Below are 13,106 nucleotides of genomic sequence, written 5' to 3'. Positions count from 1 at the left end.
CCCGCCAAACGCTACGGCAGACCGCGGTACTCGGCGAGCGCGACGTCGCTGATGAGCCCGTCGACGCCGCGGTTCGCGACGACGCGCGCGACCCACGGGCTGTCGAGCGTCCACGCGTAGACGTCGAGGCCGGCGGCGTGTGCGCGCTCGACGAGGTCACCGGCGAGTACGAGGTCGTACGCGGGATGAACGGCGGTGCAGTCGAGGTCGCGAGCGACGGTGACGGGGTCCTCGCGGCGCGTCCCCGAGAGGTACGCGGTGTCGATCGGTCCCCCGGCCCCAGTGGCGCTCGCCTCTGCGACCCGCGAGAGCGCGTCGGCGTCGAACGACGACGCCCAGACCGCGGTCGTCGGCAACGCGGCGTCGTGGACGACGTCGACGACGGCGTCCGCCACCGCTGGCTCCTTCACTTCGACGTTCACGGCGAGTCCACGGTCGCTCGCGCGGTCGAGGACGGCTGCGAGCGTCGGGACGCCCTCGCCCGACGCCAGGACGTCCAGTGCGGCGAGTTCGTCGGGGTCGAAGTCCGCGACTGCGCCCGTGGCGTCGGTGACGCGGTCGACGCTCGCGTCGTGAACGACGACGGGCGTGCCATCCGAGGCGGCGCGGACGTCCACCTCGACGGCGTTCGCGCCGGCGTCGGCGGCGTGCCGGACCGCGGCGAGCGTGTTCTCGGGGGCTTCGCGAGCGAACCCGCGGTGAGCGACGAGTTGCACGGGTCGACGGTCGACCGGCCGGGAAGAAGTACGTTGCGCGTCTGGCGTCGTCGCCAGCGAGCGGCTTCCGCGACCGAACTCAGGGCGTCGTCGACTCGCCGTCGGGGTGCCGGCGGCGGTAGAGGACGTAGGAGTGCGCGTACGTGAAGACGACGACGGCGAGGATGGTACCGACGACGAACCAGACCCCGTACGCGGGCAGGGCGAGAGTCCCGGCGACCGTGACGACGCCGGCGAGGACGAGCGCTATCGAGCCGACGGCGTGCGTGCGCTCCCAGACGACGTCGTCCGAGAGCGTCCACGGCGTCCGGAACCCGACGATCCAGTTCCGGTCGACGCGACGCATCGCCGCGCCGAGCGCGACGTACAGGACGCCGACGGCGACGAACGCGGCGTCCGTGATGGGGACGTCGTACCCGAGGTTGTACGCGAGGACGAGCGCGTGGACGACGACGAGGAACGCGAGCGTGGCGAGGACGAGCGCGTCGTAGACGCCCTCGGACTCGCGGAGGTTCTCCCGGAGCGGGTCGACGCGCACGACGCCCTCGAAGAGCCCGAGGAGCGCGAGCATCAGCGCGGGGACGAACGCAGCGGCGAACAGCGGCGAGGTGTAGCTGTCGGGCGTTCCACCGGGCCCGAAGTGGATGGCGGTCCGCTCGGGGAGGTCGGGGAGGGCGAACGCGCTCGCCGCGGCCGCGACCCCAACGAGCACGATACCGGCAGCGAGACGGCGTTTCGTTCCCATACCTGCAAGTACGACGCACCAGGGTGTAAATCGTTCGTCAGGATTGCAGGGCGTGGAACGCGCAAACGTCGACGGACGCTCGGGCGCGTGCGCTGGCGACGGGAGCTGCGACCGACCGGTGCCTGCCGCTTGCCGAGGGTTTAGGACGCGCCGTCCCGACGCCTCGGGCATGACGGATTCGTACGCGGACCGGCTCGTGGACGAGGACGCGCTCCGCGCGTACCTCGACGACGAACTCGGCGCGGTCGACGCGTTCTCGGTCGCGCGGCATCGGGCGGGGCACTCGAACGAGACGCTGTTCGTCACGCATGGCGACGACGAGTACGTGCTGCGGCGGCCGCCCGCTGGCGAGACCGCGGACAAGGCTCACGACGTGCTGCGCGAGTACCGCGTGATGGACGCACTGCAGGACACGCCGGTGCCGCTCCCGGAGACCGTGCTCGCGTGCGAGGACGAGTCGGTCGTGGGCGCGGAGTTCTTCCTGATGCGGAAGCTCGACGGCGACGTCATCCGCGACGACGAACCGGAGCGGTTCGCGACGAGCGCGCACCGCGAGCGTCTCGGCGAGGAGCTCGTGGATTCGCTGTCGGCGATCCACGACGTCGACCCCGCGTCGGTCGGCCTCGGCGAGTTCGGGCACCCGGAGGGGTTCGCCGAGCGGCAGGTCGAGCGGTGGAGCCAGCAGCTCATGTGGGCGTTCGACACCACCGCCGAGGAGCGCGAGGTCGAGGCGCTCTACGACGTGATGGCGTGGCTCCAGGAGCACGCGCCCGAAGAGCACCCCCATAGCCTCGTGCACGGCGACTACAAGCTCGACAACGTGATGTTCGCGCCCGGGACGCCCCCCGAACTGGTGGGGGTGTTCGACTGGGAGATGGCGACGCTCGGCGACCCGCGCACGGACCTCGGGTGGCTGCTGTCGTTCTGGCGCGACCCCGGCGACGAGGAGACGGTCGCCGACGAGTTCTTCCCCGCGTTCCTCGCGCACGAGGAGTATCCGACCCGGGGCGACCTCGTCGCGCGCTGGGAGGACGCGACCGGCTACGAGTACGAGCACGACCGGTTCTACCGCGCGCTCGCGGTCTACAAGCTCGCGGGCCTGGGCGAGATGTTCTTCGCGCGCCACCTCAGCGGCGACGCCGACGACCCCCTCTACCCGAAGATGCGCGAGACCGTGCCGGCGCTCGCCGAGCGCGCCCAACGCATCATCGACGGCGACGCCCCGCTCTGATCGCATCGTCGACGACGCCCCGCTCTGAACGCGACCGCGACCTCGCTCGCGACCGGCGGTCTCGTGGTGCATCCATCGAGAGCCTGTACCGCTAGACAACGCTACTTTCGTTGTACGACGTTTCTGACGTCGCCGTCGAGAACGGAGCCGGGACTCGCCGCCGAGCACGGCTTCCAATCTCCCACAAGGGGCTTTGTATTACCAACCGCTATACGATGAATTCGTGATATTCAACGCGCACAACTAAGTGATAGTGCGGCATGATTAAACCAGAGGGGGAAGATGGACGGAATCACACTCAACACAGGTATCGACCCGTTCCTCGAACTGGCGGGGTACTGGGACGCGTTCTGGGCGCTCCCGGCGGCGGCGCGAGCGGCGACGGTCGTCGCGGGCACCGTCGTCCTCGCGGTCACGCTCGTCGGGCTGTTCCCGGAGTACGGCGAACGCGGCGCACGGAAAGCACGTAGGCACTCGATCACGACGACGTTCCTCGGAACCGTCGTCTTCGGGCTCTTCGGCGGGTCGGTCGGCGCGCTCTGGTACGGCGCGACCCGGAGCGACGTCGCGTCGATGCTCGCCGCACCCATCCTTTTCGTGCTCGCGAGCATCGCGGTCGTCTGGACGGGCATCGGACTGGTCGCGCTCGGCGAGTTCGTCGCCGCGCGGCTCGGGCACGACGACGCCGTCTGGGGGGTCGCCACCGTCGTCGTCATCGTCGGCATCGGCGCGGTCTACCCGCCCGTCGGCGCGGTCGTCCTCGTCCTCGCGGCACTCCTCGGGTTCGGCGCCGGCATCCGCACGAACCCCTTCGCCGCCCCGGAGACGGAGCGCGTCGTCCCGCCACACCGCCGGAGCTGAGCGACCACGCGACCACGGCGGCGACCCGCGAGTCCCTAACCTGTTGGCACCACGCTCAGTACCCCACGGCCCCGAGGGCGACGTATGCAACTGCACTGGCACCGCGACGACCTGCGGTGCAGCGACAACGTCTCGCTGTCGGCGGCGGCGACGAGCGCCACTGACCGCGGCGCCGTCGTCCCCGTGTTCGTCTTCGACGACGACGTCCTCGCGCACGCCTCGTCGAACCGCGTCGCGTTCATGCTGGACGCCCTCGAGTCGCTCCGAGCGGACTACCGCGAACGCGGCAGCGACCTCCTCGTGCGTCGCGGCGACCCACGAGAGGTCCTCGTCGACGTCGCGACCGACGTCGGCGCCGAGCGCGTCGTCTGGAACCGCGCGCACTCCGGACTCGGCCGCGAGCGCGACGCCGACGTCCGCGACGCCCTCGCCGACGCCGACCTCGAACGAGCCGACTTCGAGGACGCCATCTGTCACGAGCCCGGGAGCATCACGACGAACGGCGGCGACCCCTACCAGGTGTACACGTACTTCTGGAAGAAGTGGCGCGACCGCGAGAAAGCGGCGCCCTACGACGCCCCGGACGCGGACGCGCTCTGGACGCCCGCGGACGTCGACGTCGACCCCGGCGACCTCCCCACCCAGGGCGACCTCGGGTTCGAGGACGCGACCGCCGACCTCCCCACCGCCGGGACCGACGCGGCGCGCGACCGCCTGCTCTCCTTCCTCGACGCGGACGTCTACGCGTACGCCGACCGCCGCGACTACCCCGCCGACGACTGCACGAGCCACCTCTCCGCCGACCTCAAGTGGGGGACCATCGGCGTCCGCGAGGTCGACGAGGAGGTCCGCGCCGCACGCGACCTCGCCGACGACGAGAGCGCGCGCGAGAGCGTCTCCGAGTTCCGCAGCCAGCTCGCGTGGCGCGAGTTCTACACGCACGTCCTCCACTACAACCCGCGCGTGGTGTCGTCGAACTACAAGACCTACGAGCACGAGATCGCGTGGCGCGACGACCCCGACGAGCTCGCGGCGTGGAAGCGCGGCGAGACCGGGTACCCGATCGTCGACGCCGGGATGCGCCAGCTCCGCGAGGAGGGGTACGTCCACAATCGCGTCCGGATGATCGTCGCCTCGTTCCTCACGAAGGACCTCCAGATAGACTGGCGCGAAGGATACGCCCATTATCGCGAGCACCTCGTCGACCACGACACCGCGAACGACAACGGCGGCTGGCAGTGGGCGGCGAGCACGGGCACGGACGCCCAGCCGTACTTCCGTATCTTCAACCCGATGACCCAGGGCGCGGACTACGACCCCGACGCCGAGTACATCCACGAGTACGTCCCCGAGCTCCGTGACGCCGACCCCGACCAGATACACTCCTGGCACGAACTGTCGCTCTCCGAGCGGAACCGCGTCGCACCCGACTATCCCGCGCCCATCGTCGACCACGGCGACCGCCGCGAAGCGGCGCTCGCGATGTACAAGTCCGCACGCGGCGAGTGACCGCCGCGTCCCGCTCGCCCAACCCCCTGCGTCGATACCGCCGCGTTACCCGACTGCGAGTCGATACTCCCGCCAGCAGTTCGGAAGCGGCCACGCCGATGCATGTTGGCGGGTAGATATTTACGCGGGCGCCGAGTGATGTCACTAACATGCAGGGTGGGATGGAAACCGGGGTGGCGCGGTGATGCTGCAGGTACCGCCCGTGACGTGGTTGGTCGCACTCGCGGCGACGCTCGCCGTCGCGATCGCGATCGCGGTCCGGTCGTATCGGTCGCGCGACCGTCCCGGCGCGATGGCGTTCACCGCGGAGATGGTATGTATCACGATATGGTGTGGGGCGTACGCGCTCCAGTTGTTCGCGACCACGGACGCGACGTACCTCACCTTCCTCCGCATCGAGTACCTCGGCACGGTCTTCGTGCCCGTCGCGTGGCTCGTGTTCGTCCTCGAGTACACCGGGCGAGACAACCTCGTGACGCGGCAGTCCGTCGCCGGCCTGCTCGTCGTCCCGGTAGCGACGCTCGTCGCGGTGTGGACGAATCCGATGCATCACCTCATGTGGGCTGAGCGGTCGCTCGCAACCGCCGGCGGCCTCGGCGCCTCGACGCTCAACGCGGGGTTCTGGGTGTTCTTCGCGCACCAGTACTTCCTGCTCGCGGGAGCGCTGTGGTTCCTCACGGAGGTCGTCATCGACCCGGAATCACCGCATCGGACGCAAGCGGGTGCGCTCGTCGTGGCGACGCTCATCCCGGTCGCGGTCCAGGTCGTGCACCTGCTGGGGTTCGCGTGGGCGCCGACGGTGAACCTCACGCCGTTCTCGTTCGTGCTGTCCGGCGTCGTCGCTCTCGCCGTCCTCGAACGGTTCTCGTTCCTGGAGTCCGGGCCGGTGACGACGCGTATCGCGGACGACCGCGTGGTCGCGGAACTCGACGACGGCGTCCTCACGGTGGACGTCACGGGGACCGTCCTCGAGGCGAACGGGACTGCGGCGGGACTGCTCGGCGAGGACGCCGAGGCGCTCCAGGGTCAGTCGGTGGAGTCGGTGCTGCCGACGGCGTCGACGGTGGACGAGCTCGCGGCGTTCGGCGCGGAGACGGCGACGCTGTCCGTCGACGGCGAGGACCGGCACGTGAAGGTGTCCGCGTCGACGGTGACGACGTCCCGCGGGAAGCACTCGGGGTGGGTGGTGACGCTCCACGACGCGACGCCGGAGTTACGTCGACAGCGCCGGACGGAGGTCCTGAATCGCGTGCTCCGTGAGACGCTCCGGGACGAGATGAGCGTCGTGTCGACGCGCGCGACGCGGGCGGCGTCCGAAAAGGAGGCCGTGGCGACCGCGGAGATCCGCGAGCACGCGCAGAACGCGCTCGCGGTCGGGGACGTCGCCGAGGAGTTCGAGGCGCTCCTGGAGGCCGGAGAGTCCTTCGAGCCGGTGGACGTGGTTCCGGTCGTGCAGGCGGAGGCGGACGCCGTCCGGGAGTCGTCGCCCGAACTGGACGTGACCGTCGACGCGCCGCTGGGCGAGTGGGCGTACTGCGAGGGGCTGTTCGAGCCGACGGTCCGCGCGCTCTTCCGGTTCGGGGCGACGCACGCGGCGGAGAGCGACGACGCCGCCGGTATCGTCGTCGACATCGAGGTCGTGGACGAGACCGCGGTGAGTGTGACGCTTTCCATCCCCGGTGCGCCCCCGTCCGCGACGCACCGTCGGTTGCTGACGGAGGGCGTCGACGCGGACGCCACCGTGGACGTGGGTTCGTCCGACGAGCTGGCGTGCTGGCTCGTTCACTGGGGCGTCGAACGGCTCTGCGGCGAGACGACCGTGACCGAGGACGGCGTCTCGCTGCGGTTCCCGCGTCACGGCGACCCGGACGCCTGACGGCGTCTCACCGCACTTTCTGTCTCCTGTCGACCGGGGCGTCTGACCGACCGGGTCGCGTTCCGAACCGCGTCCAGACGAGCGTTCGTAGCAGTGACTCAACAGGAACTGGCAGTATTTTCGATATCGGGGAGTGAGTTCAGTTTTCGGTTCGTGGTAACCAGATGGAAACATCTTAACTCAAGAAATTGTTAAGTAGCTGGTGGTGATTTGTTTTGGTATGTCAACCGATGGTGAACGCGTCCAGCACCGCCACCCCAGCCTCGACCTCCCCACCCCGAGCGGCGTCGCCAGTGCGCTCGTGCACACGTCCACCGTCGACGCCGCGGTCGCCGCTGCGAAGGTCCTCACCGTCGTCCTCCTCTTGGACCTCGCACTGTCGCCAGCCGTCGCCGTCGGGGGCCTGATGGCGTTCGCGATATACGCGTCGAACAAGCTCGTGGACGCCGAGGACGAGACGAACGCCCCGGAACGCGCACGGTTCGTCGGCCGCTACCGCCGCGAGCTCGCCGTCGCAACCGGCGTCGCGACCGTCCTCGCGCTCGCGCTCGCCGCGACCGCCGGCCCGCTCGCGCTCGCGCTCACGCTCCTCCCCGCCGTCGCCGCCGTCGCCTACAGCGTCCGGCTCCCCGTCGTCGACCGCCGTCTCAAGGACGTCCTCGGCGCGAGCACGCTCCTCGTCGCCGTCAGCTGGGCGCTCCCGACCGTCGCACTCCCCATCGTCTGGGTCGACGGCGCGTTCACCGCCACCGCCGGCGTCGCGTTCGCGTTCTACCTCGTCCAGACCGCGGTCGCGTTCGAGGTCCGGAACGTCCGCGACGTCACCGGCGACCGCGCCGAAGGCGTCCGGACGCTCCCCGTCGTCTTCGGGACCGCACGCACGCGCCGGTTCCTGTACGCCGTCGACGCGACCGCGCTCGCCGCCTACGCCACCGCCACCGCGACCGGCGTCCTCCCCGTCGCCGTCGGCGTCGTCTTCGGCGTCGCGACCGTCGCCTCCGTCGGCGTCACGAGGTGCGTCGACACCGGCCGGGACGACGCCCGGGTCTGCCTGCTGCGCGACGCGAACTACGGACTCGTCCTCCTCGTCGTCGCACTCGCCGCGTGACCCCACGCCGACCGCAGTCGGCCCGGGCTCGCGGTGAGTTCCCCACGAGTCGGTGGTACCCCATCGCGATGGCACGCCGTTGTGCGCCACGTGCTAGCATACCTCTGCTAAACGGTTAAGTAGCTCACGCGAGATATATTCGCACGAGGTGAGACTTCATGTCTGAACATTCAAACCCCGAACTGCCGCCCCTTCCGTACGACTACGACGCGCTCGAACCGTCCATCAGCGAACAGGTCCTCACGTGGCATCACGACACCCACCATCAGGGCTACGTGAACGGTCTCCAGGCCGCCGAAGAGACACTCGCCGAGAACCGCGAATCCGGCGACTTCTCCTCGTCCGCGGGCGCCATCGGTAACGTCACGCACAACGGGTCCGGACACTACCTCCACACGCTGTTCTGGGAGAACATGGACCCCAACGGTGGCGGCGAACCCGAGGGCGACCTCCGCGCACGCATCGAGGAGGACTTCGGCTCCTACGAGGGCTGGAAGGGCGAGTTCGAGGCCGCAGCCGGCGCCGCCGGCGGCTGGGCGCTCCTCGTCTACGACCCCGTCGCGAAGCAGCTTCGCAACGTCAAGGTCGACAAGCACGACCAGGGCGCGCTCTGGGGCAGCCACCCCATCCTCGCCTGCGACGTCTGGGAGCACTCGTACTACTACGACTACGGCCCGGACCGCGGCAGCTTCATCGACGGCTTCTTCGACGTCATCGACTGGGACAACGTCGCCAAGCAGTACCAGAACACGGTCAGCAAGCACGAGTAAGTCGCGTCCCAACTCGACGAGTCGAACACATCACCGCATTTTCTTCGCGACGCCCACGACCGACCAGCGGTCGCGCCTAGCACTCGGTCACTCCGTCGTCTCGAACCCGTACACCCAGCCCGTTCGCGGGGTGCCGTCGGGCTCGACGGTCTCGACGGTCACCTCGTAGGTCTCGCCGGAGATCGGGTCCGAGACGGTCTCGTCAGCGACCGAGTGCGGGTCGTCCCGGTGCGCGTCGAGCAGGACCGACTGTCCGGCGAACGCCTCCTCGACGGGGGCGCCGACCGCGGTGTCCGCGTCCACGCCGAGGACCTTCGCGGCTTCGACGTTCAGGTCCGCGACCGACGTGTCGTCGACGACGACCGCGCCGCCGTCCCGTTCGTCGATGCCGGCGGCGCCGGTGAGCGCGTCGGTCTCGACGAGCGAGTAGCGGTAGAGGCCGACGGCGATGGCGACGCCGGACACCCCGAACGCGATCGGCGTCAGGTCAGGGAACCCGTTCGGGAGGACGAACAGCGACAGCGCGTTCGCGGCCAGCGGCGCGAACACCGCGACGGCCATCGACACCGCCTGGCCGCGAGGCACCGCGGACGACCGCAGCGGCCGCGACAGGACGAGGACCGCGCCCGCCAGGAGGATGGCGTACGAGTAGAACGTGTGAGCGACGAACGCCTGCCCGCTGTCACCGAAGCAGATGACGGCGTCGCACGTCACCTGCGCGCCGTCGGAGACGTACGTCGCGCCCTTCCGGACGACGCCGCCCGCGGTCCAGAGGTCGTGACTGCGGTTCGTCCACACGAGCGCGATGGCGGCGAGCGGTTCGAGCGACAGCAGTCCGACGCTGTACCGGTTCACGAACTCCTCGCGGTCGACGTACGCGAGCGCGAACAGGAGGAACGCCGCCGGAACCACCGTGATACCGAAGTACTGGATGCGGTTCGCGTACAGTCCCACGCGGAACGAGGGCGCGACCTCGACGGCGAGCGCGGAGAGCATCCACACGAGCGTGCCGACGAGGAGCGCAGCGAGCGGCCGGGACCCGCGTCGATGCAGGTTGTTCAGGACCTTGTTCAATGCTGCGAGGATGAACGGCGTCGACCCGATGAGGAGTATCAGGTACGTTTCTGTGACCGAGACCATCGTTAGATGCGAAATCCGAGTCACGGAACAAAAGCGATTCGGCCCGTGCTCGACGCGTCCCGCCCGAGCGCCGTCGAGACCTTTCGTATCCAAGGTCGCGGCGGAGGCGTGCGTGTGCCGTCGGAGACCAGTTGGTTTACGACGCCCGTCACCCAATCGAGGGGTATGCCCGTTCCGAAGGACGACTTCGACGAACTTCTGCCGTGTGACTTCCCGACGCCCGAGAAGTTGCTCGAACCCGACCAGATGTACACGCTCTACGAGATCGCGCGCCTCATGCAGGGGCTCGACGCGGACGCCGCGCTCGAGGAATCCACCGAGGCGGTGCTCCTCGACTGGGCGATCCCGTGGATCGTGTACAACGGCGACGACCTCGTCATCGCGGAACCCCAGAGCGACGACGAACCCGGGTACTACGGCGTCAAGAACGCGGAATGAGGCTGCTCGTCGCCGGCGGCGACCGCGTCGACGCGGGGAAGACGACGTTCTCCACGGGACTGTGCGAGCACGTCGACGCGACCGGGTTCAAGCCGCGGGCGGGGAACGACTACTGGTTCGACCACGACGACTACCAGCGTGCCACCAGCGACGGCCGCATGTTCGGGAAGGACGCGAGACGCCTCGCCGCGGCGAGCGCCGACGCGGTCACGCCCGAAGCCATCAACCCACTGCATCGGCTCTGGCGGCCGAGCGCCGGCGGGGGAAGCGGCCTCCTGGGCGCGAGCCACCGCGAGTTCGTGCTGGACCGCGTGACCGTCGACGGCACCGACGAGTACGTCGTGCACGCCGACGCGGACCTCCCCGCGTCCGCCGCGTCCAGCCTGCCGCTCGCGGACGCGGTTCGCGTGGACTCCGTGTCGGCGTTCAACGACGTCATGCGCGACCTGCACGCGAGAGCACTGGAGGCGGTCGCCCAGGCCGTCCGCGCTCGGGACCGCGCGGTCGTCGAATCCTACGGCGACGTCGCGGTCCCGCTCTCGGACGTCGGGTTCGACGCCGTCGGCGTCGTCGACCCGGGGCGCGCTCGCGTCTACGACGGCGACCGCTACCTGAAAGCGCGGTCGGTCGTCGGCGGCAGCGCCCGCCAGGGTCGCCTCGAGGAGACCGCGAGCGACGTCCTCGAGCACTGCGAGCCCGAAGCGACCGTCGCGTTGCCCGCGCTCGCGAGCGACGCCCGACGCGACCCCGCTGCGGTCGCCGACGCCTACGAGGTCGCGTACGACGCGCTCGTCTCCACCGCGCTCTCGTAGCGCCGGTCAGCGACGACCGCCGGCGGCGCGCGCGGACTCCAGCGCGGCCTCGACGTGACGGTACGGCCCGTCGGTCACCGAGGGACCGTGGCCGGTGTGCATCGCCGCGAGGTCGTCGTCGAGGACGTCGACCATGCGTTCGATGCTGTCGACGAGCAGCGGATGGTCGCCCTCCTCAAGGTCGGTGCGGCCGAACGACCCGCCCTGGAAGACGAGGTCGCCCGCGAACAACACGCCCGCGTCGGGGCTGTGGAAGCAGAGGTGGTCGTCCTTGTGGCCGGGCGTGTGGTACGCGACGTACTCGTGGTCACCGAGCGCGACGCGCTCCTCGTCCGCGATGGCGTGGTCGACGCCGGACTGGTCCGTATCGAACCCCCAGACGTCCACGTCGAACGCGTCCACGACCTCCGGGAGGTTCCCGACGTGGTCGCGGTGCGTGTGCGTCAACACGAGCGCATCCACGCCACCGTGCTCCTCGATGCGACTGACGACGTCGAAGTTCGCGCCCGCGTCCACGAGCACGCGGCGCTCGCCGTCCACGTAGAACGCGTTGCTCGTGAACGCCCGAACGCCGCGCGCGAGATTCGAAATCATACCAGCGAGTACCGGCGGCACGGAGTTACTGGTTGCGGTAACGGCCGCCCGCGCACCGGCTCGCGCGAACGCGGTCAGGCGGCCGGCGTCGTCCCGACGAGCACGAGCTTCGCGCGCTCCTCGCCGCGGTTCTGGAGTTGGCGCGTCTGCCCCGCGCTCACGCGCACCGCCTCGTTCTCCGCAAGCCGCACCGTCTCCCCGCCGTCGGCGTCCGCGCCACCGTCGAAGTCCACGTCGACGACGCCGCGCACGCACACGTACACCTCCTCCTGGCCGTCGTGCGCGTGGTCGTGCTCCTTCCCGCGCGCCCTCGGCTCCAGCTCGAGGATGGTGACGCCGAGGTCCTCCGTCGCGAGCGCGTCCCGCAGGAACCACATCGCGCCGTAGTCCTCGTCCATCACCGATTCGACGTCACTGGCCGCAGCGAGCGTGTACGACATACGACAGCATACGGCACGCAATGCCTTCAACGTCCCCAAGGGACGATGGTCAATTTGATACCGGCGGCCCGCGACCATCGACGCAAATGGAAGTCCAGTTACTCGAAGCGACGGAGAATCCAGAGGAGATAATCTGCAAGGGCGCGCGCAACGACTACAGCGAAGCGTTCGTTGGCGACCAGTCATTCGAGGAGACGATGGCAACGGTCGACGGTGAAGACATCGAGGAGAAGAAGGAGACGCTCATCGGACATTTGCTCTCGCACGGGCACTATGGGCCGTTCGAGCACGCGAACGCCGTGTTCGCCGTGAAGGGCATCAGTCGGTCGTGCATGGCGCAGATCACGCGGCATCGACACGTGAGCTTCGACGTCCGCAGTATGCGGTACGTGAGCTTCGACGAGGTCGACCCCGCGGACGTCCGCGAGGGCGAGATGGTGGTGACGCCGCCGTCGGCGACGGACCCGGACTGGGTGGGACGCAACCAGAAGACGGGGCAGGTCGACGAGGAGACGGTCGCGGAACGCGAGGAGGTGTTCCGCGAGTCCGTCGCGCGCAGCGTCGAGGAGTACCAGCGGCTGCTGGATCTGGGGATGCCGCCGGAGGACGCGCGGTTCGTGCTCCCCATCGGGACCGAGGTGAACATGGTGATGTCGATGAACGCGCGGATGCTGATGCACGTCGCGGACATGCGCGCAGCGGCGGACGCGCAGTGGGAGATCCGCGAGATGACCGAGCGCGTGCTCGACCTCGCGGCCGAGTGGTGCCCGATCACGTTCGAGTACTACGACGAGCACATGCGGAACCGGAAGAACCGGCTCGCGCCCTGAAATCGAGCGCCAGCGACGCACTCTCACGTCGTGAGA

General features: G+C 69.5%; 14 protein-coding genes. 9 read left to right on the top strand and 5 right to left on the bottom strand.

Translation table 11 applies throughout. The annotated features are described in order from the left end of the window. Positions 1 to 11: 11 nt before the first annotated feature. Both VYJ16_RS08540 and VYJ16_RS08535 read right to left on the bottom strand, forming a co-directional pair. A complete protein-coding gene (locus tag VYJ16_RS08540) occupies positions 12 to 716 on the bottom strand; it encodes a glycerophosphodiester phosphodiesterase (RefSeq protein ID WP_336349890.1) in 705 nt (234 codons plus the stop codon). Between the two features lie 79 nt (positions 717 to 795). After that, positions 796 to 1,461 carry an SdpI family protein gene (locus VYJ16_RS08535; RefSeq protein ID WP_336349889.1) on the bottom strand — a complete coding sequence of 222 codons (666 nt, stop codon included), beginning with the start codon at positions 1,459 to 1,461 and terminating at the stop codon, positions 796 to 798. A 169-nt stretch (positions 1,462 to 1,630) separates the two neighbouring features. On the opposite strand from VYJ16_RS08535, the gene VYJ16_RS08530 reads away from it, so the two are divergent. From VYJ16_RS08530 to sod, 6 genes are all read left to right on the top strand, one after another. Further along, the gene (locus tag VYJ16_RS08530; RefSeq protein WP_336349888.1) at positions 1,631 to 2,692 is read left to right on the top strand and encodes a phosphotransferase family protein; all 1,062 of its coding nucleotides are present in this window, start codon (positions 1,631 to 1,633) and stop codon (positions 2,690 to 2,692) included. A gap of 282 nt (positions 2,693 to 2,974) precedes the next feature. Beyond that, positions 2,975 to 3,553, top strand: coding sequence for a hypothetical protein (locus VYJ16_RS08525; RefSeq protein ID WP_336349887.1), 579 nt, complete (start codon positions 2,975 to 2,977; stop codon positions 3,551 to 3,553). 84 nt (positions 3,554 to 3,637) lie between these two features. Then, positions 3,638 to 5,062 carry a cryptochrome/photolyase family protein gene (locus VYJ16_RS08520; protein ID WP_336349886.1) on the top strand — a complete coding sequence of 475 codons (1,425 nt, stop codon included), beginning with the start codon at positions 3,638 to 3,640 and terminating at the stop codon, positions 5,060 to 5,062. A gap of 184 nt (positions 5,063 to 5,246) precedes the next feature. Next, on the top strand, positions 5,247 to 6,938 hold the full coding sequence (locus tag VYJ16_RS08515; protein WP_336349885.1) for a histidine kinase N-terminal 7TM domain-containing protein: 1,692 nt from the start codon (positions 5,247 to 5,249) through the stop codon (positions 6,936 to 6,938). 220 nt (positions 6,939 to 7,158) lie between these two features. After that, entirely contained in the window at positions 7,159 to 8,046 is an 888-nt protein-coding gene (locus VYJ16_RS08510) for a UbiA family prenyltransferase (RefSeq protein ID WP_336349884.1), read from the top strand. Positions 8,047 to 8,204: 158 nt separating this feature from the next. Next, the gene (sod, locus tag VYJ16_RS08505) at positions 8,205 to 8,816 is read left to right on the top strand and encodes a superoxide dismutase (protein WP_336349883.1); all 612 of its coding nucleotides are present in this window, start codon (positions 8,205 to 8,207) and stop codon (positions 8,814 to 8,816) included. A gap of 87 nt (positions 8,817 to 8,903) precedes the next feature. Here the strand turns inward: sod and VYJ16_RS08500 are convergent, their stop codons facing one another. Beyond that, complete coding sequence (locus tag VYJ16_RS08500) at positions 8,904 to 9,956, bottom strand: histidine kinase N-terminal 7TM domain-containing protein (RefSeq protein ID WP_336349882.1); 1,053 nt, start codon at positions 9,954 to 9,956, stop codon at positions 8,904 to 8,906. 165 nt (positions 9,957 to 10,121) lie between these two features. On the opposite strand from VYJ16_RS08500, the gene VYJ16_RS08495 reads away from it, so the two are divergent. Beyond that, positions 10,122 to 10,394 carry a DUF5827 family protein gene (locus tag VYJ16_RS08495; RefSeq protein ID WP_336349881.1) on the top strand — a complete coding sequence of 91 codons (273 nt, stop codon included), beginning with the start codon at positions 10,122 to 10,124 and terminating at the stop codon, positions 10,392 to 10,394. Then, positions 10,391 to 11,206 (top strand): ATPase, encoded by an 816-nt coding sequence (locus VYJ16_RS08490; protein WP_336349880.1) that lies wholly within the window; start codon positions 10,391 to 10,393, stop codon positions 11,204 to 11,206. The genes VYJ16_RS08495 and VYJ16_RS08490 overlap by 4 nt, the downstream gene beginning before the upstream one ends. A 6-nt stretch (positions 11,207 to 11,212) precedes the next feature. Here VYJ16_RS08490 and VYJ16_RS08485 read toward each other — a convergent pair whose 3' ends face one another. Continuing rightward, on the bottom strand, positions 11,213 to 11,800 hold the full coding sequence (locus VYJ16_RS08485; protein ID WP_336349879.1) for an MBL fold metallo-hydrolase: 588 nt from the start codon (positions 11,798 to 11,800) through the stop codon (positions 11,213 to 11,215). A 74-nt stretch (positions 11,801 to 11,874) separates the two neighbouring features. Then, the gene (locus VYJ16_RS08480) at positions 11,875 to 12,240 is read right to left on the bottom strand and encodes a cupin domain-containing protein (RefSeq protein ID WP_336349878.1); all 366 of its coding nucleotides are present in this window, start codon (positions 12,238 to 12,240) and stop codon (positions 11,875 to 11,877) included. Positions 12,241 to 12,326: 86 nt separating this feature from the next. Between VYJ16_RS08480 and thyX the strand changes: the two genes are divergently transcribed. Further along, entirely contained in the window at positions 12,327 to 13,070 is a 744-nt protein-coding gene (gene thyX, locus VYJ16_RS08475) for an FAD-dependent thymidylate synthase (protein WP_336349877.1), read from the top strand. Positions 13,071 to 13,106: the final 36 nt, after the last annotated feature.

The organism is Halorubellus litoreus (assembly GCF_037081675.1).
Taxonomy (GTDB): Archaea; Halobacteriota; Halobacteria; order Halobacteriales; family Natrialbaceae; genus Halorubellus; species Halorubellus litoreus.
The sequence above is the reverse complement of the archived record's forward strand: the minus strand, read 5'-3'. Positions and strand labels throughout refer to the sequence as shown.